22 protein-coding genes and 1 tRNA gene are annotated in these 24,475 nt (G+C 73.0%); 10 read left to right on the top strand and 13 right to left on the bottom strand.

Annotation, left to right across the window (positions count from 1 at the left end):
* Nucleotide 1 precedes the first annotated feature (1 nt).
* The gene (locus QT381_RS07340; RefSeq protein WP_289248192.1) at nt 2–1,495 is read right to left on the bottom strand and encodes a catalase; all 1,494 of its coding nucleotides are present in this window, start codon (nt 1,493–1,495) and stop codon (nt 2–4) included.
* 30 nt (nt 1,496–1,525) lie between these two features.
* Complete coding sequence (locus QT381_RS07335; protein WP_289248191.1) at nt 1,526–1,948, bottom strand: Fur family transcriptional regulator; 423 nt, start codon at nt 1,946–1,948, stop codon at nt 1,526–1,528.
* Nucleotides 1,949–2,159: 211 nt separating this feature from the next.
* Between QT381_RS07335 and QT381_RS07330 the strand changes: the two genes are divergently transcribed.
* Nucleotides 2,160–3,596: a sugar porter family MFS transporter gene (locus tag QT381_RS07330; protein WP_289248190.1), complete on the top strand. Its 1,437-nt coding sequence runs from the start codon at nt 2,160–2,162 to the stop codon at nt 3,594–3,596.
* Nucleotides 3,597–3,680: 84 nt separating this feature from the next.
* Here QT381_RS07330 and QT381_RS07325 read toward each other — a convergent pair whose 3' ends face one another.
* Nucleotides 3,681–4,172 (bottom strand): MarR family winged helix-turn-helix transcriptional regulator, encoded by a 492-nt coding sequence (locus tag QT381_RS07325; RefSeq protein WP_289248189.1) that lies wholly within the window; start codon nt 4,170–4,172, stop codon nt 3,681–3,683.
* Between the two features lie 66 nt (nt 4,173–4,238).
* On the opposite strand from QT381_RS07325, the gene QT381_RS07320 reads away from it, so the two are divergent.
* Nucleotides 4,239–4,652 carry a PPOX class F420-dependent oxidoreductase gene (locus QT381_RS07320; protein ID WP_289248188.1) on the top strand — a complete coding sequence of 138 codons (414 nt, stop codon included), beginning with the start codon at nt 4,239–4,241 and terminating at the stop codon, nt 4,650–4,652.
* Between the two features lie 27 nt (nt 4,653–4,679).
* Nucleotides 4,680–5,033 (top strand): VOC family protein, encoded by a 354-nt coding sequence (locus tag QT381_RS07315; RefSeq protein WP_289248187.1) that lies wholly within the window; start codon nt 4,680–4,682, stop codon nt 5,031–5,033.
* A gap of 43 nt (nt 5,034–5,076) precedes the next feature.
* Here the strand turns inward: QT381_RS07315 and QT381_RS07310 are convergent, their stop codons facing one another.
* The 7 genes from QT381_RS07310 to QT381_RS07280 all read right to left on the bottom strand — a co-directional run bounded on the left by QT381_RS07310 (nt 5,077) and on the right by QT381_RS07280 (nt 12,646).
* A complete protein-coding gene (locus QT381_RS07310) occupies nt 5,077–5,775 on the bottom strand; it encodes an alpha/beta fold hydrolase (protein WP_289248186.1) in 699 nt (232 codons plus the stop codon).
* On the bottom strand, nt 5,772–7,064 hold the full coding sequence (locus tag QT381_RS07305) for an MFS transporter (protein ID WP_289248185.1): 1,293 nt from the start codon (nt 7,062–7,064) through the stop codon (nt 5,772–5,774). Before QT381_RS07305 ends, QT381_RS07310 begins: the two co-directional genes overlap by 4 nt.
* Nucleotides 7,061–8,320 (bottom strand): YhgE/Pip domain-containing protein, encoded by a 1,260-nt coding sequence (locus tag QT381_RS07300; RefSeq protein ID WP_289248184.1) that lies wholly within the window; start codon nt 8,318–8,320, stop codon nt 7,061–7,063. Before QT381_RS07300 ends, QT381_RS07305 begins: the two co-directional genes overlap by 4 nt.
* Nucleotides 8,317–8,583 (bottom strand): hypothetical protein, encoded by a 267-nt coding sequence (locus QT381_RS07295; protein WP_289248183.1) that lies wholly within the window; start codon nt 8,581–8,583, stop codon nt 8,317–8,319. The genes QT381_RS07300 and QT381_RS07295 overlap by 4 nt, the downstream gene beginning before the upstream one ends.
* Nucleotides 8,584–8,692: 109 nt before the next feature.
* Nucleotides 8,693–10,957 (bottom strand): ATP-binding protein, encoded by a 2,265-nt coding sequence (locus QT381_RS07290; RefSeq protein WP_289248265.1) that lies wholly within the window; start codon nt 10,955–10,957, stop codon nt 8,693–8,695.
* A gap of 82 nt (nt 10,958–11,039) precedes the next feature.
* Nucleotides 11,040–11,111: transfer RNA gene (locus tag QT381_RS07285), tRNA-Gln, on the bottom strand.
* Nucleotides 11,112–11,242: 131 nt separating this feature from the next.
* Complete coding sequence (locus tag QT381_RS07280; RefSeq protein WP_289248182.1) at nt 11,243–12,646, bottom strand: MFS transporter; 1,404 nt, start codon at nt 12,644–12,646, stop codon at nt 11,243–11,245.
* 120 nt (nt 12,647–12,766) lie between these two features.
* Between QT381_RS07280 and QT381_RS07275 the strand changes: the two genes are divergently transcribed.
* From QT381_RS07275 to QT381_RS07260, 4 genes are all read left to right on the top strand, one after another.
* On the top strand, nt 12,767–13,327 hold the full coding sequence (locus QT381_RS07275; RefSeq protein WP_289248181.1) for a TetR/AcrR family transcriptional regulator: 561 nt from the start codon (nt 12,767–12,769) through the stop codon (nt 13,325–13,327).
* Between the two features lie 75 nt (nt 13,328–13,402).
* Nucleotides 13,403–14,845, top strand: coding sequence for a bifunctional UDP-N-acetylglucosamine diphosphorylase/glucosamine-1-phosphate N-acetyltransferase GlmU (gene glmU, locus QT381_RS07270; protein WP_289248180.1), 1,443 nt, complete (start codon nt 13,403–13,405; stop codon nt 14,843–14,845).
* Nucleotides 14,846–14,874: 29 nt separating this feature from the next.
* Complete coding sequence (locus tag QT381_RS07265) at nt 14,875–15,852, top strand: ribose-phosphate diphosphokinase (protein WP_289248179.1); 978 nt, start codon at nt 14,875–14,877, stop codon at nt 15,850–15,852.
* 16 nt (nt 15,853–15,868) lie between these two features.
* Nucleotides 15,869–17,863, top strand: coding sequence for an ATP-binding protein (locus QT381_RS07260; protein ID WP_289248177.1), 1,995 nt, complete (start codon nt 15,869–15,871; stop codon nt 17,861–17,863).
* A 25-nt stretch (nt 17,864–17,888) separates the two neighbouring features.
* Here the strand turns inward: QT381_RS07260 and QT381_RS07255 are convergent, their stop codons facing one another.
* On the bottom strand, nt 17,889–18,251 hold the full coding sequence (locus QT381_RS07255) for a hypothetical protein (protein ID WP_289248176.1): 363 nt from the start codon (nt 18,249–18,251) through the stop codon (nt 17,889–17,891).
* Between the two features lie 41 nt (nt 18,252–18,292).
* On the opposite strand from QT381_RS07255, the gene QT381_RS07250 reads away from it, so the two are divergent.
* Nucleotides 18,293–19,627, top strand: coding sequence for a CoA transferase (locus QT381_RS07250; RefSeq protein ID WP_289248174.1), 1,335 nt, complete (start codon nt 18,293–18,295; stop codon nt 19,625–19,627).
* A gap of 433 nt (nt 19,628–20,060) precedes the next feature.
* On the opposite strand, the gene gnd is transcribed toward QT381_RS07250, so the two are convergent.
* Nucleotides 20,061–21,533, bottom strand: a complete 1,473-nt coding sequence (gene gnd, locus QT381_RS07245; RefSeq protein ID WP_289248173.1) for an NADP-dependent phosphogluconate dehydrogenase — start codon at nt 21,531–21,533, stop codon at nt 20,061–20,063.
* Nucleotides 21,530–22,489: an NAD(P)-dependent oxidoreductase gene (locus QT381_RS07240; RefSeq protein ID WP_289248171.1), complete on the bottom strand. Its 960-nt coding sequence runs from the start codon at nt 22,487–22,489 to the stop codon at nt 21,530–21,532. The genes gnd and QT381_RS07240 overlap by 4 nt, the downstream gene beginning before the upstream one ends.
* A 107-nt stretch (nt 22,490–22,596) precedes the next feature.
* Between QT381_RS07240 and QT381_RS07235 the strand changes: the two genes are divergently transcribed.
* Both QT381_RS07235 and QT381_RS07230 read left to right on the top strand, forming a co-directional pair.
* Nucleotides 22,597–23,655, top strand: coding sequence for a D-2-hydroxyacid dehydrogenase (locus tag QT381_RS07235; protein WP_289248170.1), 1,059 nt, complete (start codon nt 22,597–22,599; stop codon nt 23,653–23,655).
* Complete coding sequence (locus QT381_RS07230) at nt 23,652–24,449, top strand: IclR family transcriptional regulator (protein ID WP_289248169.1); 798 nt, start codon at nt 23,652–23,654, stop codon at nt 24,447–24,449. The genes QT381_RS07235 and QT381_RS07230 overlap by 4 nt, the downstream gene beginning before the upstream one ends.
* Nucleotides 24,450–24,475 lie beyond the last annotated feature (26 nt).

Raw genomic sequence — 24,475 nt, 5'->3', positions numbered from 1 at the left:
GTTACTCGGTGACCCCGACGTACTCGGCGGCCTCGTCGGGCGTCTCGACGCCCGACTCGAGCGCGGCGCGCAGCGCCTGGCCGAGGTCGGCGTCGACGTTCGTCCAGTACTGGATGGCGCGCTCGCGGATCTCGGGGCTCTGCACGCCCCCGATCGCCCCCGTGAGCGTCTCCAGGAAGCGCTCCTTCGCCGCGAGGTCGAACACGTCGCGGTAGAGGGCTCCGGCCTGGCCGAAGTCGGAGTCCTCGGCGTGCAGCGTCGCCGCCGCGCGCACCAGGGCGCCGTCGGACTCCCACGAGCCCTCGCCCGCGCGGGCCGGGTCGGCCACCGGCCCGCCCTTCGAGTTCGGCGCGTAGACGGGCGAGGTCGCGGGCTTGAAGCCGTGGCGGCCCGCGCCGTCCTGCGTGTAGCTGTGCACCGGGGCGATGGGCGCGTTGACCGGGATCTCGTTGTAGTTCGTTCCGACGCGGTAGCGCTGGGCGTCCGGGTAGGAGAACACGCGGGCCATGAGCATCTTGTCGGGCGAGATGTCGATGCCGGGAACCGTGTTGGCAGGCGAGAACGCGGCCTGCTCGATCTGGGCGAAGAAGTTCTCCGGGTTCGTGTCGAGCGTGTGCACGCCGACCTCGATGAGCGGGTAGTCGCCGTGCGGCCACACCTTGGTGAGGTCGAACGGGTTGAACCGGTAGTCCTTGGCGTCCTCGTAGGGCATGACCTGCACCGAGACCTTCCACGACGGGAGCTCGCCGCGCTCGATCGCCTCGTAGAGGTCGCGACGGTAGTAGTCCGCATCCGCTCCGGCGATGGCCTCGGCCTCGGCGCCCTGGATCGACTCGTAGCCCTGCTGCGCCGCGAAGTGGTACTTGACCCAGAACCGCTCGCCGGCGGCGTTGATCCACTGGTAGGTGTGCGAGCCGTAGCCGGGCATGTGCCGCCAGGAGCGCGGGATGCCGCGGTCGCCCATCAGGTAGGTCACCTGGTGCGCCGACTCGGGCGAGAGCGTCCAGAAGTCCCACTGCATGTCGGCGTCGCGCAGGCCCGAGCCCGGAAGGCGCTTCTGCGAGTGGATGAAGTCGGGGAACTTGATGGCGTCGCGCACGAAGAACACCGGGGTGTTGTTGCCGACGATGTCGTAGTTGCCCTCGGTCGTGTAGAACTTCACCGAGAATCCGCGCACGTCGCGCCAGGTGTCGGGGGAGCCCTGCTCGCCGGCGACGGACGAGAACCGCTGCAGCGTCTGCGTCTCGGTGCCCGGCTGGAACACGGCCGCCTTCGTGTACGCGCTCACGTCGCCCGTGACCACGAACGTGCCGAACGCGCCACCGCCCTTCGCGTGCACGATCCGCTCCGGGATGCGCTCGCGGTTGAACTGCGCGAGCTTCTCGACGAGGTAGCGGTCGTGCAGCGCGGTGACCCCGTCGGGTCCCGTCGTCAGGGAATGGGCGTCGCTCGCGACGGGGCTGCCGGTCTGCGACGTGGTGTAGTTCTCTGACATGGATCTCCTTCGTTGTTCGCGCGGGTTCGGCTAGCGCGTCGCGGTCTGGCACTCCGGGCACAGGCCCCAGAACGTGACCTCCGCAGCCTGGATGGCGAACCCGGCCGCGGAGGACGGGGTCAGGCACGGAGCATGACCGACGACGCAGTCCACGTCCTGCACGGCACCGCATCCGCTGCAGATCACGTGGTGGTGGTTGTCGTCGACCCGCCGCTCGTAGAGCGCGGCGGATCCCGCCGGCTCGATGCGACGGATCAGCCCGACGGACGTGAGGTCCGCGAGCACGTTGTGCACCGACTGGATCGAGGTCGTCGGCAGCTGCTCGCAGACCGACCGATAGACGTCGTTCGCGGTCACGTGGGACACGGATGCCAGGGTCTCCAGCACCGCGACCCGACCGGCCGTCGCACGCAGCCCGGCACCGCGCACCGCGCTGCTCGGGTCGACCACCATGCTCGCGACGCTAGCACTGTTTTGAGTCATTCAAAAAACCGCGGGGCCCGCCTCGGTTTGACTCGGGCACCGGATGGTCCCTAGCGTGGTTGCTCGAAAGGCGGCACCCGGTGCCGTCGATCTTCACCAATGACGATGGAGCACCGACCCGTCGGCATCCACTCTCCCGTCATTGGATCGGTGTTCTTCCTGATGCAGAGGAACATCCCGTATGCCCCATTCCGGCAGGCCACTTCCCGGCGGATCACCGACCGACCCGACGAGCGATGCGGGTGACAGGCGGCGGTTCGTGCGGGGGGTCGCGGTCGTCGCCGGGATCGGCGGGATGCTGTTCGGCTACGACACCGGCGTGATCTCCGGCGCGCTGCTGTTCATGTCGCCGGAGCTCGGACTCGACTCCGTCTCCGAGGGGATCGTGACGAGCGCCCTGCTCGCGGGGGCGGCGCTCGGCGCACTCACCGGCGGACGCGTCGCCGACCGGCTCGGCCGCCGCCGCACGCTCATCCTCGCCGGCCTCACCTTCGCGATCGCGACCGCCGGATGCGCGCTCGCGACGACCCTCCCGGTGATGATCACGGCCCGCGTGGTGCTCGGCGTCGGCGTGGGCGCCGCATCCATCACGGTGCCGCTCTACATCAGCGAGATCGCTCCCGCGGCGGCGCGCGGGCGGCTCGTGTCGCTCAACACGCTCATGATCGTGGCCGGGCAGCTCTCGGCCTACGTCGTCAACGCGCTTCTCGCTCCCGCGGAGGCGTGGCGCTGGATGGTCGGGGTCGCCGCGGTGCCCGCGGTGCTGCTCGCGATCGGCATGGCCTTCATGCCCGACACCCCGACCTGGTACGACAGCGTCGGACGCCGAGGGGACGCCGCGCGCGTGCTGCTCCGCTGCTTCCCCGCCGACGAGGCGACCGTGCAGCTCGCGGCGATCGAGGAGAGCCGGCGACGTCGCGCCGTGGAGGAGCTCCGGCCGCGGGACGCGCTGCGCATCGGCTGGATCCGCGCCTCGCTGCTCATCCTGATCGCGCTCGGGATGCTGCAGCAGCTGACCGGGGTGAACGTCGTCATCTACTTCGCACCGACCCTGCTGCAGGACGCCGGCCTGCCGGCCGGCGTCGCGATCGTCGCATCCATCGCGATCGGGGTCGTCAGCGTCGGGGCGACCTGGGTCGGTCTGCGCATCGTCGACCGGGTGCAGCGCCGCACGCTGCTCACCGTCGGCCTCGCCGGCTCGGCCGCCTTCCTCATCGCCCTCGGCCTGCTGTTCCCGTACACGCCGGGCGACGAGACGCTCACGTTCGTCGCGCTCGGCCTCATGGTCGGGTTCCTGGCCTTCGTGCAGTCCTCGGTGGCGACGACGACCTACCTGCTGATCTCCGAGCTCGCGCCCGCCCACTTCCGTGGCGTCGCGATGGGGCTCGCGGGCGTCGCGATCTGGGTGACCAACGCCGTCGTCGCGCTCGCCTTCCTGCCGGTCGTCGACGTCGTCGGTGCGGGGGCGACGTTCCTCGGGTTCGCCCTGCTCGTGCTCGCGAGCATCGTCTTCGTGCGCCTCTTCGTTCCCGAGACGAGCGGGGCGACGCTCGAGGAGATCGAGGAGGACATGCGCACGGGCGCGATCCCGATCCTCAACCGACTCGTGGAGGAATGACGACCCGTGGAGGAACGACGGCAGGCGAGCCCCGATCGGGCCGCGGCCGGGCGCGATCAGTAGAACGCGATCAGTAGAACGCGATCAGTCGAAGTCGACGCTGAGCTTGCGCAGCAGCCCGGCCAGGCGCTCCTGCTCTGCGGGGGACAGGGCGTCGAGCAGCGCCGACTCGTCGCGCAGCAGCAGGGTGATGGCGTGGTCGACGCGGTCGCGCCCGGCATCCGTCATGACGACGAGCACGCCGCGGCCGTCCCGCGGGTCGGACCGCCGCTCGACGAGCGCGCGCTCGACGAGGCGGTCGATGCGGTTCGTCATCGTGCCGCTCGAGACGAGGGTCTGCGTGAGCAGCGCCTTCGGGCTCAGCTGGTAGGGCGCGCCGGCCCGGCGCAGCGCGGAGAGCACGTCGAACTCCCACGACTCGAGGTGCGCCGTCTCGAACGCGGAGCGCCGCGCGCGGTCGAGGTGGCGGGCCAGCCGCGACACCCGGGAGAGCACCTGCAGCGGCGCCGGGTCGACGTCGGGTCGCTCGCGCGCCCACGCGGCGACGATGCGGTCGACCTCGTCGCGGGCGGGCATCCCCCCATAGTAGGCAGCGGCATCCGTGCGCAGCGGCGATCGCGATCGCTCTCGTACGCTGGCCGCATGGCCTCGTACCCGGAACTGCCCCCCGCCTACGCCCACCTGCTCCGCGATCCGAACTACGGCTTCCTCGGCACCGTGCGGCCCGACGGTGCGGCGCAGGTGAACCCGATGTGGTTCGAGCTGTTCGAGTCGACGGATGGCGCCCCGACGTTGCGCTTCACCCACACGACGAAGCGCGCCAAGTTCCGCAACCTGCAGCTCAACCCGTCGATGAGCCTCGCGGTCATCGATCGGGAGGACCCGTTCCGCTACCTCGAGGTGCGCGGTCGCCTCATCGACGTGCTGCCGGATCCGGACGGCGAGTTCTACGTTCGGCTGGGCCGCCGCTACGGCAACGCGGCCCAGACGCCGCCGGCGGACTCGCCCGATCGCGTCGTGCTCGTGATGAGTCTGGATCACTTCACCGCGCAGTGACCCGGCCGGATGCGGCATCATGACCTCATGGAGGTCATGAGCGCGACCGTCGGCGTGCTGGTCGCCGACATCGCGCGCTCGCAGCTCTGGTACGAGGCCGTGTTCGAGCTCCCGCCGCCCGACGTCGAACCCGTGGAGGGCATCATCGAGTACCGGGTCGGCGACGTCTGGCTGCAGTTGAGCGAGGAGCCCGCCCGTCGCCCGGCCGCGGGCTACGAGCTGCGGTTCGGCATCGCGGATGTCGCGGCGCAGCACGCGCGGCTGAGCGCGCTTGCCGTCGAGGTCAGCCCGCTCGTGCACGTCGACGGCGCGGTCGACTTCTTCGACGCGATGGACCCCGACGGCAACGTGCTCGGCTTCTACTCGATCGGATCGGCGTGACCAGGCGCATCCGGTTGCTCCCTGGCGGGAGCGCCACGGCGCATCACCGGGCGCTGACGGTCTCGGCGGCACGCCGGATGAGGCCGGCGACGGCGTCGGGCTGGGAGACGTAGACGGCGTGACTGGCGGCGACCGTCTCGACGGTCGCGCCGGCCCTGGCCGCCATGCCCTGCTGGGCGGCGGGCGGGATCATCCGGTCGTCGGTGGCGACGACGTACCAGCTCGGCTTCGAGCGCCAGGCCGGCTCGGTGACGGGGGTCCCGACAGCGGCACCGCCCCACGGAGCCTGCGAGTCGGCCAGGAACCGGGCCTCAGCGGCGGGGAGGTCGGCCGCGAAGCCCTCGTGGAAGCGGTCGCGATCGAGGACGAGCGATCCGTCCGTGCGTGGGACGATCGGCGGGACGGGCGCGCCCGGGTCGGGATCGGCGATCATGGTCGCGACGGACTCGCCCGCGTCGGGGGCGAAGGCGGCGACGTAGACGAGCCCGGCGACCTGCGGGTGCGTGCCCATCTCGGTGATCACGACTCCGCCGTAGGAGTGCCCGACGAGCAGCACCGGCCCGCCCCGGGACTCGATGACCTGGGTGACCTCGGTCACGTCGTCGGCGAGCGACCGGGTCGAGTGCTGCGTGACCGCGACCTCGAGACCGTCGCCGATGAGGATGTCGTGGACCGGCTGCCAGCCGGATCCGTCGACGAATGCGCCGTGGACGAGAACCACGGTGGGGCGTGTCGTGCTCATTGCTGTTCTCCTTGTCGGTTCGGTGGTGCGGGATCTCGTGGTGCGGGGTCGCGGGCCGCCGGACGCTGCCGCCCGATCGCGACGGGAGGATGCCTGACCACGGTCAGGGCGAAGAGGATGAGGCCGGCGGCGGTCAGCGCCAGCCCGGCCCAGGCGGTGGACAACGCCCCCCAACCCAGGCTCAGCGCCAGCGCGCCGCCGACGGCGCCCAGCGCGTTCGCCAGGTTGAGCGACGCCAGGTTGAGCGCCCCCATCAGCGTCGGCGCCTGCGGTCCGTAGCCGGAGAGGAGGACCTGGATGGTGGGAATGGCCATCATCATGGTCGCACCGACCCCGAACAGCGCGGGCAGGAGCACGAGGAGGTGCTCGCCCGCGAGGGCGATGAGAGCGAGGATGCCGAGCACCGCCCCGTAGCCGATCACCAGCCCGCGGTAGGGGTATCGGTCGGCCAACCGTCCGCCGACCCAGTTGCCCGTCGCCATCCCGACTCCGAAGACGGCCAGCGCGACCGGGATGAGCGACTCGTCGGCACGGGCCGCATCGGTGATGTAGGGGCCGATGAACGTGTAGACGGCGAAGATACTCGAGATTCCCAGCGCCGCGACCCCGATCGTGGCCCACACCATGGGTCGCCGCAGCGCGATCAGCTCGTGCACGATCGGCCCGCCGTCGAGGGCAGGCGAACGCGGGACCCGGGCGAGGATCGCGGCGCCGGCGGCGAGGCCGATGACGGCCACCACGAGGTAGAGCGACTGCCAGCCGACCCGCTGGCCGAGGTAGGTGCCGAGCGGTGACCCGACGATGGTGGCGGCCGTGAGGCCGGCCATGACGGTCGCGAAGGCCTTGCCCTCGCGCCCCGGTCCGTAGGCGTGCGCGGCAACGACGGCCCCGGCGCCGAAGTAGGCGCCCTGGACCGTTCCGGTCACGAACCGCGCCGCTGTCAGCATCCCGAGATCGGTGGCGGCCGCGGATGCGAGGTTGCCGACCAGGAAGAGGCCCACGAGCCCGAGCAGCAACGTGCGCCGGTTGAGGCGGGCGGCGAGGATCGTGAGGATCGGGGAGCCGATCACGACGCCCAGCGCGTACGTCGTGATCGCCCACGTGGCCTCCGGCACCGAGACCGCGAAGTCCCGCGCGAACAGCTGGACGATCCCGTTGCTCCCGAACTCGCCGCTGCCGATGGCGAAGGTGCCGAGTGCGAGCGCGAGGAGGATCGGGAGGGTGCGCCGCGCCGCGGCCGTGCCCGCGGTCAGGGGACGGGGGTCGCGGTCGAGCCGCGGGGTGCTCACGCGCTGCTCCCCGTGACGACGGACTCGCGCGGGTGTCGGCTGAACGCCCGCACCCGGCCGTACAGCGTCGTCACCACGAGCCCCAGGAGGAGCCCGAGCGCGCCGCCCACGCCCACGCTGATCCAGGCGCCGCCGAGGCCGGCGGCCGGGTTCCCGTCGAAATAGAACAGCGATCGGGTGCCATCGATGACGTGCCGGTAGGGCGAGATGTCGGAGAACCAGCGGAAGAACGGCGGCGTCGCGGCGATGGGCACCGTTCCGCCAGAGGAGACCATGGCGAGGGCGACGAAGAACAGCGTGTTCACGAGGGAGCCGATCCCGGGCCCGAAGATCGAGAACACGGCCAGGGCGCTGGTGCCGATCGCGGCGATGACGGCCGCGGAGTACAGCCAGAGCACGAGGGGCGCGCCGACGGTCACGCCGAGCAGTGCCGCGATGAGCTGGAGCGCGAGCGCCGCGAACGGTGCGGCGGTCGCGAGGATCGCGGCCTTGCCGAGGAACGTCGCCCGGCGGGAGAGCGCCGCGTACGACCGGCGTGCCACGAGAGGACCGAGCTCGCTGGGGACGAAGCCCAGTGCGGAGTCGACGAGCGGGCTGACGAGAGAGGCGCCGATGAAGCCGAGCAGGACGAGGACCAGGGAGTAGTAGAACGCGCTCATCCCCATCCCGGCGTTGTCGGGGAGCGGTGCATACGGGAGGGACACGACGTCGAACGGCTGGGACAGCAGGGTCGCGTTCGCGGCGGGGAGCGCGGGGTCGGCCGCGGTCTGGAGCAGCTGCTCGCCCAGCCCGTCGGCGATCCCTCGGAGCACCGGGGTGAGGTTGCCGACCAGCAGGCCGTTGCTGAGACCGCCATCGCCCGCGTTGGTGAGGATCGAGAGGACGGGGACGGCGCTGTGCGTCGCACCCGGGAACAGGCTCGCGATCGACGAGTCGAAGTCCTCGGGGATCACCACGGCGCCGGCGACGCGATCCGCGTGCATCGCCGTGGCGAGCTCGGAGCGACTCATGCGGGTGATGGCGAGCGTTCCTCCCGCTGCGGACTCGAGAGCCGCGGCGACGTCCTCGGCGACACCACGGTCCGTGGCGCCGGCCTGCTGTTCGACCACGAGCCCGACCGGCATCCCGGACAGATGTCCCTGCGGGTCGACCGTGCCGGCGAGGTAGACGGCCGGCAGGATCGCGCCCAGGCCGACGATGAGGACAACGGGCGTCAGCCAGGTGCGCCTCGCGGTCAGCGTGCGGAGGGCGTTCACGAGTTGCTCCGCCACGAGCCGCCTGCCGCCGCGATCGCGACGGTCGTGATCGCCGCCGCGACGATGGCCGCCGCGCTGATGGCGATCCCCGCGACCGCGAGGTTGTTCGGCACGCTCGCGCGTCGGCTCTGCAGCACGGCGATGATGCCGAACACGAGGCCGCCGACCGGGAACACGAAAGCCAGGACGAAGGCCCAGATGCCCAGGGCCTTGCCCGGGACCGCGTGGATGGCGGCGACCGCGGGGTTCGTTGCGTAGTTCATGGAGGTCTCCCCTCGTCTGGGGCCGGCCGATGCGGCCGGCTGCCTGGAGTCCATGCAAGCGGCGCGATCGGCACCGGACCAGGCAGGAGTTACGCAGAACTCGCGTTCGTCAGGTCGCCAGGTCGGCGAGCAGCTCGCGGGCCTCGGCCGCCCGACGGTCGGGGGCGGCGCCCGGCGGGATGGCCGCATCGATCAGCTCGATGCCCCGGATCAGGTCGGCGCGGGCCTCGTCGTGACGCCCGAGCTCCGCGCGGGCCCTGCCCAGAGCGATGAGCGTCCAGCCGGTCGCGACGGTGTCGCCGACTTCGGCCTGCAGGGGCAGCGCGAGCTCGGCCGCGTGCAGCGACTCCTCCCAGCGTCCGGCGCGCGCGTGCACGTCGGCCAGGCACTGCAGCGCGGTCGATCGGATGTTGAGCTCGGAACGCGGCGACAGGGCACGCGTGTCCAGCTCGGCGAGCGCTTGCTCGTAGTCGAAGACGGCCTCGTCGTGGCGCCCCAGGTATTGCAGCGCGGTCCCGCTGCCGACGAGCTGCTCCACGGAGATCTCGTGGTCACCGGCCCGTTCGGCGAGCTCACGACCGGTGCGGTGCGCCTGCAGGGCGTCCTCGAACCGTCGCAGATTCACCCAGGCCTGGCCGGCGTGCCCCAGGGCGCGGGCCTGTTCACGGAGGTCGCCGACCTCGTCGGCCAGCCGGTGGGCCGTCATCGCCGACTCCGCGCCCTCCTCGTACCGGCGCATCGTGTAGGTCGCCGCGAGCGAGTAGAGGCTGTGATGGTGCGCCTGCTGGCTGCGGTCGGGCAGGGCCGCGGCGGCCGTACGGGACAGTCCGCGCACCTCGTACCAGCCCTGCCACTCCAGGCACGTGTCGGAGTAGAAGTACGTGGCCGCCGACAGGTCGCAGACCAGCTGATCCCGTCCCTCTGCCGCGGCCATCCGCAGCGCCGCGAGCCAGCCGTCGGTCTCCGCCCGCAGCCACGCACCCGCCTCCTCCAGGCTCGCCAGCGGCACCAGGCCGTCCCAGCCGTCGGGCAGCCCGCCGTAGTCGGACTCGTACCATCGGCCCGCGACGATCGCGGTCTCGAGCAGCCAATCCGTCATCCGCCGGACGGCGGCCGCGCGAGCATCCGCCGGCTCGTCGGCACGCAACCGCTCGCGGGCGTACAGGCGGATCAGGTCGTGGAACCGATACCGATCGACGCCCTCCGGGATCAGCAGTCCGAGCTCGACCAGCTCGTCCAGCCGCTCTTCGGCCTCGGGCAGCCCCGTTCCGGCCAGCACCGCCGCCACCGGCGTGGCGAAGTCGACGCTCGGCACGAGGGCGAGCCGGCGGAACAGCAGCGCGGTCGAGTCGGACAACTGCGCGTGCGACAGGGCGAACGCCGCGACCACGCCGGTGTCGCCCGCCGTCAGCGCCGTGAGCCGCCGGTCGGCATCCGCGAGCTGATCGGCGAGGGTGCGGACGGTCCACTGCGGACGGCTGGCGAGCCGGGTTCCCGCGATCCGCAACGCCAGCGGCAGGTGTCCGCACAGCCGCGAGACCATCTCGACCTGCCCGGCCGCGGCCGGGTCGGCGGCCTGCGCGGCCAGCGAGCCGAGCAGCCCGGCGGACTCGTCCGGGGTCAGCGGGGCGAGAGCGACCCGGGACACGCCCTCCAGGCCGCCCAGCACGCGCCGACTCGTCACCACCACGAGGCTCGCGCCCTCGGCGGGCAGCAACGGGCGGACCTGTGCCTCGGATCCGGCGTTGTCGAGAACGAGCAGGCAGCGCAGCTCTCGCAGCGCGGCCCGGAGCTGAGCCGAGCGCTCGTCGTCGGTATCCGCGATGCTGCCGGCGCTGAGACCGAGGGCGCGCAGCAGGCGGTGCAGGGCCTCGCCGGGCGGCATCGGCTCGGGGTCGGTGCCGCGCAGATCGACGTACAACCGGCCGTCGGGGAACGACGCCCTCAGCTCCTCGGCCGCCCGGACTGCGAGCGTGGTCTTGCCGAGACCGGCCTGCCCGTGCACCACGAGCACCGGGGGCGGCCCGTCGGCGCTGCCCGAGATCCGGTCCGCGGTCGCCCGGGCGAGGGCGAGCTCGGCCCGTCGGCCGACGAAGGAGCTCACCCCTCGCGGCAGCTCGCCCAGCCGGGGCCGGCCGACGGCGCCCGAGGATCGGGCCGCCGTCGCGGCAGCGACCAGCTCGGCCCGGTCGTCGCCGGTCAGGCGCAGACCCTCGACGAGCGCGGCCAGGGTGCGCGACTGCGGCGCGCGGCTGTGCCCCCGCTCCATGTCGCTGATCGCACGGGCGCTGACCCCGGACGCCTCGGCGAGCTGTTCCATCGTCATGCCGGCGCCTCGCCGGAACGTGCGAAGGCGATCACCGAACGCGGACATCCTGCCCGTCACCCCCCTCATCCTAGAGAGCGATTCGCGCGCGGTGTTCGCTGGTCTGCACGTGGCTCGACACCCGGCACGGCTCCGTCACCAGGATTCGAACCTGGACCTAACAGCTCCAAAGGCTGTCGTGCTGCCGTTACACCATGACGGACCACGCCCTCGGGCGCGGGATCGAGTCTGCCAGACCGCCCGTTTTTTCCCGCGTGAGGACGTTCTGCGCGTGTGAGGTCGGCGCAAACCGTCCTCACGCGCGCAGAACGTCCTCACACGGGGAGTAGCGGGTCAGCCGGCGAGCCCCGTCGGCACCGGCGCGACACGGCGGCGCGGACGGATGCGGGCGGCCGCGACCACGATCGCCGCGACGAGGGCGAGCGCGGCGAGCGTGAGGAAGCCCTGCTCGTACCCGAGCTCGGACGGATCGCCCGCCGCATCCGCCGATCCGGTCACGATCGCGGTGAGCAGCGCCGTGCCGATCGCGCTGCCGATGGTGCGCAGGTTCGCGTTGACGCCGCTCGCGACGCCGGTCTGGGTCGACGGCACGCTCTGCACCACGATCGTCGTCATCGCGGCGAAGCCCATGCCGAGCCCGATGCCGAAGAGAGCGGCCGAGAGCGCGAGCGTGGCCACGAGGCCGTGCGCGAGCGCGATCGACGCTGTGGCGAGAGCGATCAGCAGCGCGGCGACGACGAGCTGCGCGCGCGGCGGCAGCACGCGCGACACGGGGCCCGCGACGAAGCCCATCGTGGCCATGGTCACGAGCATCGGCACCATCACGAGCCCGGATGCGCCGACCGTGAGCCCGAGCCCGTAACCCGTCTCGACCGGGGTCTGCAGGAAGCGCGGGAAGTACGCGAACACGCCGAACATCGCGGCGCCGAAGAAGAGCGCGGCGATGTCGGTCGACCACACGGCCGGGTCGCGCAGCATCCGCAGGTCGACGAGCGGCATGCGCGAGCGCACCTCGACGATCACCCACGCCGCGATGAGCACGGCGGCCGCGACGAACAGCCCGATGACGACGGGCGAGCCCCAGCCCCACTGCGGTCCCGTGGAGAGCGGCAGCAGCAGCGCCACGAGCCACGCCGACAGCAGCACGGCCGCGGGCACGTTGACCCGGCCCTCGGCGCGCTCACCGGTCGCCGGCACCCAGCGCACGGTGAGCACGGCGCCGACCGCCATGCCGACGATCGGGATGAGGAACAGCCCGCGCCAGCCGATCGCCGCGGAGAGCGGTCCGGCGAGCACGGTGCCGAGCCCGCTGCCGATCGCCGTCATCGCCGAGACGCCGCCGATGCCGGCCGGGAGGGCGGATGCGGGCAGCGCGTCGCGCAGCAGACCGAACGCGAGCGGGAACATGGCCCCGCCGAGTCCCTGCACGACACGCGCCACGATGAGGACCGACAGGGTGGGCGCGAACGCCGCGACGATGCTGCCGGCGGCGACCGCGGCGACGCTGATCAGGAACACCCGGCGCTTGCCGACGAGGTCGCCGACGCGACCGAGCAGCGGGGTCGCGACGGCGGCCGTGATGAGCCAGGACGTGACCGTCCAGGTGACGCCGGCGGCATCCGTCTTCAGGTCCGCCTGGATCGTCGGGAGCACGGGGACGAGGAGCGACTGGAGCGTCGCGAAGGTGAGCACCGTGAACGCGAGCGCGAGGAAGGTGCGGCGGGACGAGGGGGTCATCAGGCTCGATTCGATGGGGGAGCGTACGATGGGGGGCGACCTGATCGGAGGGCGCCTCCGGTTGACAGCACGACGTTACCGGAGGCAGCCTCCGCTTCGCAAGCACCGGGGGATGGACGGATGACCGCACTCGACGCGATCACGGCGAGGAAGCCGAAGCGCGCGGATGCCCTGCGCAACTACGACGCGCTCGTCGCCGCGGCACGCGCCGCGTTCGCCGAGCAGGGCAGCGGCGCATCGCTCGAGGACATCGCCCGGCGGGCCGGGGTGGGCATCGGCACGCTCTACCGCAACTTCCCGACCCGCGCGGATCTCGCCGAGGCCGTCTACGTCGAGGAGGTCCTGCAGCTCGCGCAGGCCGCCGAGCGCATCACCGGTGAGGACCCGTGGACCGCGCTCGTGCACTGGCTCGACCGGTTCGTCGAGTACATCGGCACGAAGAACGTGCTGCTCGACGGCCTCAACCGCGAGTCGGAGACGTTCCAGGCCTGCCGCGCGACGATGTACGGCGCGGGCGAGCCGGTGCTCCGCCGCGCGCAGGACGTCGGCCTCGCGCGATCGGATGTGACCATCAGCGACGTGGTGCGCTACATGGCCGCGGTCGCCGGCGCCGGGGCCGAGGACGCCGCCCAGCGCGAGCGCCTCATCTCGATGGCGATCGAGAGCTTCCGCGCCCGCTGAGGCGCGCCGGCGCCGTCTCTCTCCTGGCCGAGGGAGCGAGGGAGCGGACGCGGCCATCTGCGCCAGACTGTCCGCATGACTGAACTGGGCACGCCCGATCCTCGCCTCGCCGTCATCGTGCTCGCCGCCGGGCAGGGCACGCGCATGAGATCCGCGACGCCCAAGGTGCTGCACGACCTCGCCGGGCTGCCGCTCGTCGGGCACGTGCTCGCGACCGCCCGCGCCCTCGGCCCGGCGGTCGTCGCGGTCGTCGTGCGGCACGAGCGCGACCTGGTCGCCGAGGCCGTCGCGACCCTCGACCCGGATGCCGTCATCGTCGACCAGGACGACGTGCCCGGCACCGGCCGCGCCGCCGAGCTCGCCCTCGCCGCGCTGCCCGAGGACTTCGCCGGCGACGTCGTCGTCATCTCGGCCGACGTGCCGCTGCTCGACGCCGACACCCTGCGCGGCCTCATCGCGCGTCACCGCGCGGATGCCGCGGGCGCGACGATCCTCTCGGCCGTGCTCGACGACGCGACCGGGTACGGGCGCATCGTCCGCGACGCCGCGGGCGCCGTCGACCGCATCGTCGAGCAGAAGGACGCGACCGACGCCGAGCGCGCCATCCACGAGGTGAACTCGGGCAGCTACGTCTTCGACGCCACCGGACTCCGCCAGCTGCTGCCCGGGATCGGCACCGACAACGCGCAGCGCGAGAAGTACCTGACGGATGTCGTGGCCGCGTTCCGCGCATCCGGCAGCCCGGTCGCGGCCCTGCCCGTGCCCGCACCGTGGATCGTCGCGGGCGTCAACGACCGCGCCCAGCTGAGCGAGGTCGCGCGGCAGCTCAACGCGCTCATCGTGCGGGGCTGGCAGGTCGCGGGCGTGACCGTGCAGGACCCGGCCACGACCTGGATCGATCGCACCGTGACCCTCGCCGAGGACGTCACGATCCTGCCCGGAAGCCAGCTCCGGGGCGCGACGAGCGTCGAGCGCGGCGCGACGATCGGACCCGACACGACCCTCGTCGACACCGAGGTGGGCGAGCGCGCGACGGTGAAGCGCGTCGACGCGAACCTCGCGGTCGTCGGGGCCGGGGCATCCGTCGGTCCGTGGGCCTACCTGCGTCCCGGCACGCGCATCGGCGAGGGCGGGCACGTCGGCACCTTCGTCGAGACGAAGAACGCCGTCATCGGCGCGGGCAGCAAGGTGCCCCACCTGAGCTACATCGGCGACGCGGAGATCGGGGCCGACGTCAACATCGCCGCGGGTGCGATCACGGCCAACTACGACGATCTGGCCAAGCACCGCACGGTCATCGGCGACCACGTGCACACCGGTGCGCAGAACGTGTTCGTCGCCCCCGTGACCGTCGGCGCGGGGGCGAAGATCGGCGCCGGGGCGCTCATCCGCAAGGACGTGCCGCCCGGCGCCCTCGCGCTCTCCGCGGGTCCGCAGCGCCATATGATGGGCTGGGTCGAGGAGCACCGCCCGGGCACCGCCGCCGCGGAGGCGGCACGCGCCGCGGACCACGATTGAGCCAGCCCATCGAGCAGGAAGCGGGGCCCGTGTCCGCCATCAAGGTCACCGGTGAGAAGAAGCTCGTGATCGTGAGCGGGCGGGCCCATCCCCAGCTCGCGGCGGATGTCGCGGCCGAGCTCGGCACGGAGCTCACGCCCGCCGACATCCGCACCTTCGCGTCGACCGAGATCTACGCGCGCTACGGCGAGAGCGTGCGCGGTGCGGACGTCTTCGTCATCCAGTCGCACACCCGCCCGGTGAACGAGTGGCTCATGGAGCAGCTCATCATGATCGACGCGCTCAAGCGCGCGTCCGCCAAGCGCATCACGGTCGTCGCTCCCTACTTCCCCTACGCCCGGCAGGACAAGAAGGGCCGCGGCCGCGAGCCGATCTCCGCGCGCCTGGTCGCCGACATGTTCAAGACCGCGGGGGCGAACCGCATCATGAGCGTCGACCTGCACGCGGCGCAGATCCAGGGCTTCTTCGACGGTCCCGTCGACCACCTGTTCGCGATGCCCGTGCTGCTCGAGCACTTCCAGGCCAAGCTCGATCCGACGACGCTCACCGTCGTCTCCCCCGACATGGGCCGGGTCAAGGTCGCGGACAACTGGTCGGACAAGCTCGGAGCGCCGCTCGCGATCATCCACAAGCGCCGCGACCCCCGCGTGCACAACGAGGTGAGTGTGCACGAGATCGTCGGCGAGGTCGAGGGGCGGATGTGCCTGCTCGTCGACGACCTCATCGACACCGGCCGCACGATCGTCAAGGCCGCCGAGGCCCTCAAGGAGCAGGGCGCCCTCGGGGTCGTCGTCGCGGCGACCCACGCGGTGTTCTCCGACCCGGCGACCGAGCTGCTGCAGAGCGACTTCATCGACTCGGTCGTCGTCACCGACACCCTCCCGGTGCCGGAGGAGAAGCGCTGGGACCGGCTGACCATCCTGCCGATCGCCCCGCTGCTGGCGCGGGCGATCCACGAGGTCTTCGACGAGGGCTCCGTCACGTCGATGTTCGACGGCGCCGCGTAGCACCAGCGGCGTCACCATGGAGACCGGGTCGATCGCCTTCATCGCCTGGGCGCGGTCGCGACCGCCGAGCACGCGGATGCTGCTCATCGCGGCCCTCGTGTTGCTCGAGCTGCCCGTCAGCTCGACCGCCGTGCGACTGAGCTTTCCGGGCGCGGGTGTCGCCTCGTTCTGGCCGGCCGCCGGGCTCGCCGTCGTCGCGGCGCTGCTCGCCCGGCGGCGCGTGTGGCCGGTCGCGCTCGCCGTGTTCGCCGTGACTCTCGCGGGCAACCTCCTCGGCGGACGCGTCGTCGAGTCGGCGGTGCTGCTCAGCGTCGGGAACGCCCTCGAGGCGCTCATCGTCTCGACCGTGCTCACCCGGCGGGGGCACGAGTCGCCCGAGCTGCGCTCCGTGGGCGACGTCGCGCGGCTGCTGCTCGCGAGCACCGTCGGGGCGCTCCCGATCGGCGTGCTCGGCTCCGTCGGCCTCGGACTGACGGATGCCCCGGTGCCGCTGCTCGCCTTCGTGACGGTGGTGCCGTCGCACATCGCCGCGGTGCTCATCGTGGCGCCGATCGCGCTCATCCCGCCGGAGCCGCTCCGCGGCCGGCCGTGGGAGCGCGTCGCCCAGCCGGTCGTGCTCGCGGCCGTGCTCACGCTCGTGCTCTGGCCGAGCGTCACCGTGCCGCTCGAGTTCGTCGTGCTGCCGGCGCTCGTCTGGGCGGCGTTCCGGCTCGGCCTGCTCTGGCTGTGCTGGGAGATGCTCGTCGTGGCGATCGCGACGGTCGTCGCGACGGCGGCGGGCACGGGCCCCTTCGCCCAGCTCGACGTGTCGCCCCAGGTGGGCGCCATCCTCCTGCTCGGCTACCTGCTCACGCAGGCGGCCGTGCTCCTGCTGCTGGCCGTCGCGCAGGTCGACCGCGAGCGGCTCGCGCGTCGCGCCGTCGCGAGCGAGCGGCTGCTGCGCTCGGGACTCGAGATGGCGCGGGTCGGGCTCGTGCTCATCGAGCGCACCGGGGAGAGCGTGCGGCTGCTGGAGGCGAACCAGGCGGCACGGGCGATGCTCGTGCGCGCCTTCGGGCGCGACCCGTTCGTGGCGGCGCAGTTCGACGCCGAACCGACCGAGGAGCTGCGCGCGCTGCTCGGCGACATCCTCGACCGCAGCGCCCGCGTCTCGCCGGTGCCGGTCGCGATCGCCGGGTCGGGCCACGAGTTCGAGGCCTACGTCGCGGAGGCCGCCGTGCCGTCGGGGCCGCGCGTGGTCACCGTGCAGCTCATCGACGTCACGGAGCGGCGGCGCGAGGAGCGCGCGCTGCACGACCTCGTCGCGCTGGAGCGGCGCAGCGCCGACCGGCTGCGCGCGATCAACGCCAAGCACGAGGAGTTCATCGCCTCGGTGAGCCACGAGCTGCGCACTCCGCTCACGAGCATCCAGGGCTACGCGGAGGAGCTCGCCGACGAGCGGCTGCGCGAGCCCGCGCGGGGCTACGTGGAGGTCATCGGCCGCAACGCGCGTCGTCTGGCGATGCTCGTCGGCCAGCTGCTCGCATCCGGGCTCCGTCTCGAGGCGAGCGACACGGCACGGCCCGTCGCCGACCTCGCCGCGGAGGCCGTCGAGGACGTGCTGCACGACGCCGACACCCGGGGCGTGCGGATCTCGATCGCGGGGGGCGACGTCGAGGCCACGACCGTGCGAGGCGACTCGTACGCCGTGATCCTCGCCAACCTCGTCTCGAACGCGCTCAAGTACGCGCGCCGGGGCGACCGGGTGAGCGTCGAGCTCGAGGAGGACGACGCGTGGGTGACGGTGCGCGTCGCCGACACCGGCCCGGGCATCCCGCCGCACCTGCTCGAGACCGTGTTCGACCGGTTCTACCGGGTGGACCCGTACGCGAGCGCGAGCGGCACGGGCCTCGGCCTGTCGATCGTGCGCACGACCGCGGAGGAGGCGGGCGGCTCGATCACGCTGCAGTCCGACGGCGTCACCGGCACGACCGCGATCGTGCGGATGCCGCGCGAGCGCGTGCTGGTCTGACGACGCCGGCGGCGCGGGGCGAGCCTCAGGCGCCGACCGCGCCCACGCCGATCAGCTCCGGCGCGACCGGGATCGGCCCGAGCGACCGCACGAAGCGCTCGCCCTCGGCCGTGTAGGCGTAGCACTGCCAGCCCATGCCGCCCGGTCCCGCCCACTCCCAGCGGGCATCCGTGCGGTGCTGCTCGTCGACGATCTGCCGCGCCCACGCGACGCACGCGCGCGCGGCCGTCGACGAGGCGAGGCCGTAGGTCGTGAGCACGCCGGGCAGCACGAGGGCGAGCACCGCGACGATGACGACGACGCGGAGCAGGTAGCTGCGGCGGCGCGAGCGGCGGTGCGGCTCGAACGGCTCGTACTCCGCGAGCTCGGGGTGGTACTCGTCCTCCACGGCGACAGTCTGGCAAACCTGCCCGGGCCTATCGTGTGCGCATGGTCACGGCCCCGTCACGATCACTCGCCGACAAGCTCTGGGAGCAGCTCGCGCCCGGCGAGCGGGCGGCGCCCGTCGCGATCGAGGGCGCGGCGACGCTCGACTCGGCGCTCGCGGTGTCCGAGCTCGCCGCGGCATCCGTCGCCGTCGCGGGGCGCGCGGCGGCTCTCGTGACGGGCGGCGCGGAGGTGCGCGTCGACTCCGCGCTCGCGTCGGCGTGGTTCGGCGCGGCCGTGCGACCGCACGACCCGGCCGCGGTTCCCTCGCCGTGGGACGCCCTCGCCGGCGACTACCGCTCGGCGGACGGCTGGATCCGCCTGCACACGAACGCGCCGCACCACCGCGCGGCGGCCATCGCCGTGCTCGGCGTCGCACCCGAGGCGGATGCGGTGGTCGCCGCCGTCGCGGCGTGGCGCGGCGAGGAGCTCGAGTCCGCGGTGGTCGCGGCGGGCGGATGCGCGGCCGTGATGCGCACGGCGGGGGAGTGGGCGCGGCATCCGCAGGGCGCGGCGGTCGCCGCCGAGCCGCTCGTCGCGTGGGGCGAGGGCCGCGCGGGCGGCGGGACGACGGCGATCGCGAGTGCGCGCGTGCTCGACCTCACGCGCGTCATCGCGGGGCCGGTCGCCACGCGCCTCCTCGCCGGGCTCGGCGCGGACGTGCTGCGCGTCGACCCGCCCGGCTGGGACGAGCCCGCCCTCGAGCCCGACATGACGCTCGGCAAGCGCTGCGCCCGCCTCGACGCGCGCACGGCCGCCGGCCACGACCGGCTGCGCGCACTCGTCGCCGAGGCGGACATCGTCGTGCACGGCTACCGCGCCGACGCCCTCGCCCGGCTCGGTCTGGGCGATCTCGACGCGATCCGTCCGGGCATCGTCGACGTCGGCCTCGACGCCTACGGGTACACCGGGCCGTGGGCCACGCGGCGCGGGTTCGACAGCCTCGTGCAGATGTCGAGCGGCATTGCCGAGGAGGGGATGCGCTGGTTCGGCCGCGACCGCCCGACGCCGCTGCCCGTGCAGGCGCTCGACCACGCCACCGGGTACCTCGCGGCGGCCGCGGCCCTCGTCGGGCTCGCGCGCCGGGCGCGCACCGGCCGCGGGAGCCGGGCGCGGCTCTCGCTCGCGCGGACGGCGGTCGCGCTCACGGATGCCGGGCGCGGCGAGCCGGCCTCGCCGCCGGAGTCGGGGGCGCTCGCGCGGCTCGCGCCGGCATCCGTGCTGCACACGCCGTGGGGCCCGGCGAGCCTGCTGCCGTCGCCCGTGCTCGTCGGCGGCGAGCCGCTGCGCTTCGAGCGCGGGCCGCGCCCGCTCGGCAGCGACGCACCGGAGTGGTAGCGCCGCCGAGCAGCGCAGCGCCCTCGTCGGCCCCGCCCGGTTCGCCGCCGCCGGCAGATCGCTCACCCGTCATCTCGGTCGACGGATTCGGTCCGATCGTGGTCGGCCAGGCCGTTCCGGAGTCCGCGACCGCCGATCTGCTCGCCTACGACCCGAGCGCGTGCGCGCGCCGCATCCGCGCCGGACTTCACCGTGGTCACGCAATCCGATCACCCGAGATCGGGGGCCGTCATCGCCGTCAGCTTCTTCACGGATCGCTATCGGACCGAGAACGGGATCGGGCTCGGCTCGACACCCGAGCAGGTGCTCCAGGCGTATCCGCACGTTCCCCTCGAGACCGTGGGCCACATCCGTGTCGTCGCAAACGACACGACGGTGCCCGGCGGTCCACTGAGCGCTCAGTGCCAGCCGTAGGCCGGGCGGGCGAATCCCGTCAGTGGGCGTCGGTCGCCTCGATCTCCGTGCGGTCGCCCGACCACAGCGTGTGGAACGTGCCGGGCTTGTCGATGCGCTTGTAGGTGTGCGCCCCGAAGTAGTCGCGCTGGCCCTGGATGAGCGCGGCCGGCAGGCGGTCGGCGCGCAGCCCGTCGTAGTAGGCGAGCGACGACGAGAACGCCGGGGTCGGGATGCCGGCCTCGACGGCGTGGACGATGACGCGGCGCCAGGCGTCCTGCGCGCCCTCGATCGCCTCGCGGAAGTAGGGCGCGAGGATGAGCGCGACGAGTCCCGGGTCCTCGGCGTAGGCATCCGTGATGCGGTTCAGGAACTGGGCGCGGATGATGCAGCCGCCCCGCCAGATCTTCGCGATGTCGCCCTTCTTGATGTCCCAGCCGTACTGCTCGGCGCCCGCGACGATCGCGTCGAAGCCCTGCGAGTAGGCGATGATCTTCGAGGCGTAGAGCGCGCGGCGCACGTCCTCGACGAAGGCGTCCTGGTCGTCGACCGAGACCTGCTCCGACGGGCCGGGCAGGTCGGAGGCCCCGGCGCGCTGCGCAGGCTTCGACGACAGCGAGCGCGCGAACACCGCCTCCGCGATTCCCGACACGGGGATGCCGAGGTCGAGCGCGGTCTGCACGGTCCAGGCGCCGGTGCCCTTGGCCCCGGCCGCGTCGAGGATGACGTCGACGAGCGGACGACCGGAAGCGGAGTCGCTCTGGCGCAGCACCTCGGCGGTGATCTCGATGAGGTAGGACTCGAGCTCGCCGCGGTTCCACTCGGCGAAGATGTCCGCGATCTCGGCCGGCGTCTTGCCGGTGCCGCGCCGGATGAGGTCGTACGCCTCGCCGATCAGCTGCATGTCGACGTACTCGATGCCGTTGTGGATCATCTTGACGAAGTGGCCGGCGCCGTCGGTGCCGACGTGGGTCACGCACGGCTCGCCCTCGGCGACCGCGGCGATGCTCTTCAGGATCGGGCCGAGCGTCTCCCAGGCCTCGGCGGAGCCGCCGGGCATGATCGACGGTCCCTTGAGGGCGCCCTCCTCGCCGCCCGAGATGCCGGCGCCGACGAAGTTGATGCCCGTCTCGCGCACCGCCTTCTCGCGGCGGATGGTGTCGGTGAACAGTGCGTTGCCGCCGTCGACGATGATGTCGCCGGGCTCGAACACCCGCGTGAGCTCGTCGATCACGGCATCCGTGCCGCGGCCGGCCTGCACCATGATGATCGCGGTGCGCGGCTTCGTGAGCGACGCCGCGAACTCCTCGTAGCCGTGCGCCGGCGCGAACTCGGCCTCGGGGTGCTCGTCGAGCACGGTCTGCGTCTTCTCGTACGAGCGGTTGAAGATCGCGACGGTGTTGCCCTCGCGGCTCGCGAGGTTGCGGGCCAGGTTCGAGCCCATCACGGCCATGCCGACGACGCCGATGTTGGCGACGGCGCGAGTGTCGTCCGTGGTCTCCTGCTGGGTCATGTGTGCTTCTCCTTCGGGGGGTGGGGGTGGGGAGTGGATCGCGCGACGACCGAGCGCCGCTCGACGAACAGCCGGGCCACGGCGATGTCGTCGTCGCCGAGCCCGTCGTCGACGAGCTGCTCGACGCGCGCACGCAGCGCGGAGATCAGCGCCCCGTCGACGCCGCGCTCGCGAGCGGACGCCTCCGCGATGCGCAGGTCCTTGCGCAGGTAGACGGCGGCCCCGGACGGGCGGTAGTCGCGCTCGGCCATCCGTGCGCCGCGGGTGGCGAGCACGCGGCTGCCCGCGTAGCCGCGACCGAGCAGCGCGAACAGGGTCTCGACGTCGAGGCCGCCGCGCTCGGCGAGCACGGCCGCCTCGCCGAGGGCCATGATCGTGGCCGCGACGATGAGCTGGTTGCACGCCTTGGCGATCTGTCCGGCGCCGAGCGGGCCGAGGTGCTCGGGGTGCCCGACGGCGCGCAGCACAGGCCAGGCGCGCTCGACGTCGTCATCCGCGCCTCCGACGAACACGGCGAGGCTCGCGTCCCGCGCGCCCTCCTCGCCGCCCGACACCGGCGCGTCGATGAGACGGATGCGCCCGGCCGTGCGCTCGTCCGTCTCGCGCGCGAGGGCGCGCACCCCGTCGGGGTCGCTCGTCGAGCCGATCACGAGCAGCAGCGGATGCGCGCCGGTCGAGGCCAGGATGCCGTCGTCGCCGTCGAGCACCGCGCGCACCTGCGGCAGGTCGGGGAGCATGAGCAGCACGACGTCGCTCGCCGCCGCGAGGTCGGCGGGGCTGTCGCGCCAGTCGGCGCCGGCCTCGACGAGGTCGTCCGCGGCGCTCGGGCGGCGCGCGGTGACCGAGAGCGCGCCGAACGAGCGCAGCAGCGCGTGGGCCATGGGCCGACCCATCGCGCCGAGGCCGATGACGCCGACGCGCGGGCGCTCCACCCCGCCGTTGGGATCGATGGTCATGCCGTCACCCTACCCCGGTTTTGTTCAATGGGGTGAACGGCGTTCAGAAAGGCGTTACGATGGCACCTCGGCGCCCGTGCTGCGCCGCCGTTCGAGAGAGGTGGACCATGCCCGAGTCCCAGGAGCTCGTCGTCGCGATCGCGACGCCGTTGCCGACCGAGCTGCAGCAGCTCATCGTCGCACACGAACCCCGCGTGCGGTTCGTCGGAGACGCGTCCCTGCTGCCGCCCATGCGATTCCCGGCCGACTTCGCGGGCGACCCGGCGTTCCGGCGCGCACCCGAGCAGCAGGCGCGCTTCGAGCAGCTCCTCGACTCCGCCGACGCGCTCTACGGCATCCCGGATGTCGATCCCGCGGCCCTCGCGCGCACCGTCGCCGCCAACCCCGGCCTGCGCTGGGTGCACATCATGGCCGCGGGCGGCGGCGGGCAGGTCGCCGCCGCGAAGCTCTCCCGCGCCGACCTCGACCGCGTGGCGTTCACGACCTCGGCCGGCGTGCACGGCGGCCCGCTCGCCGAGTTCGCCGTGTTCGGCGTGCTCGCCGGAGCCAAGCAGCTGCCGCTGCTGCAGCACCAGCAGCGCGAGCACGAGTGGCCCGCGGACCGCCGGGTGCTCGGCCAGCTCGCCGAGCAGACCGTGCTCGTCGCGGGGCTCGGCGGCATCGGGGCGCGCGTCGCCGCGCTGCTGTCCGCCTTCGGCGCCCGGGTGATCGGCGTCGCGCGGAGCGAGCGCGAGGTGCCCGGCGTCGACCGCATCGTGCACCCGGACGACCTCGTCGATGCCGTGCGCGACGTCGACGCCATCGTGTCGACGCTGCCGGGCACGGCGCTCACCGAGAAGCTGTTCTCGGCCGAGGTCTGGGCCGCGGTGCGCCCGGGCGTCACGGTCGTCAACGTCGGTCGCGGCACGGTCTTCGACGAGGAGGCCCTAATCGAAGCGCTGCGCGACGGTCGGGTCGGATACGCGGCGCTCGACGTGTTCGCCGCCGAGCCGCTCGCCGCATCCAGCCCGCTCTGGGACCTGCCGAACGTGCTCGTGAGCCCGCACACCGCCGCGCTCGACGCGGCCGAGGAGCGTCGCATCGCCGAGCTGTTCGCCGACAACGCCACCCGGTTCCTCGACGGCCGCCAGCTGCGCAACCGGGTCGACACGGTGGAGTTCTATTGAGCGACCTGCCGGAGAAGGACCCCGCGCCGGCGCTGACCCGCGCGCTGCGCATCCTCGACGTGCTGCAGCAGGCCGAGGGCATGCCGCTGCCGCTCAGCGAGCTCGCGCGCGCGATCGGCGCGGCCAAGTCGTCGACGCTGAACCTGTGCGTCGTGCTCGAGAGCGGCGGGCTCATCCGTCGCGGCGACGCCGGCTACACGCTCGGCCACCGGCTCGTCGAGCTCGGCGGCGCGTACGTGCGCACCGTGGACGAGCTCGGCGAGTTCTACCGCTACTGCCGCCACGCGCCGCACCTGTCGCACGAGGTGGTGCAGCTCGCGATGCTCGACGGCGCCGAGGTGGTCTACCTGGCGCGCGCGACCGGCCGCGCACCGATGCGCCTGATGGCCGACATCGGCGACCGGTTCCCCGCCGCCCCGACGGCGCTCGGCAACGCCCTGCTCGCCGACCTCGACCCGGATGAGGTGGCCCGCCGATTCCAGGATCCGGCGACCCTGCCGCAGCGCACTCCCCGCAGCGTGCGCACCCCGGAGGCGCTGCTGGAGAAGCTCGCGGGCGTGCGGGGGCGCGGATACGCGGTCGACGACGAGGAGGTGCACCCGGGGGTCACGGGCATCGCCGTCGCCATCCCGCCGCGGTCGTCGTCGGCGCCCGCCCTCGCCGTGGGCGTCTCGATGCTCACGGCGACCGTCGACGCCGCACGCCGGTCCGCCGTGGTGCGCGAGCTGCACGAGCTCGTCGCGCTCATGACGAACCCGCTGGTGCCGAGGTGGGGTGCGCCGGACGCGGGGTGACCGACGGGCGGGGGAGTCATCCGTTT

The sequence above is a fragment of the Galbitalea sp. SE-J8 genome (assembly GCF_030345695.1).
Taxonomy (GTDB): Bacteria; Actinomycetota; Actinomycetes; order Actinomycetales; family Microbacteriaceae; genus JAUASV01.
The sequence above is the reverse complement of the archived record's forward strand: the minus strand, read 5'-3'. Positions and strand labels throughout refer to the sequence as shown.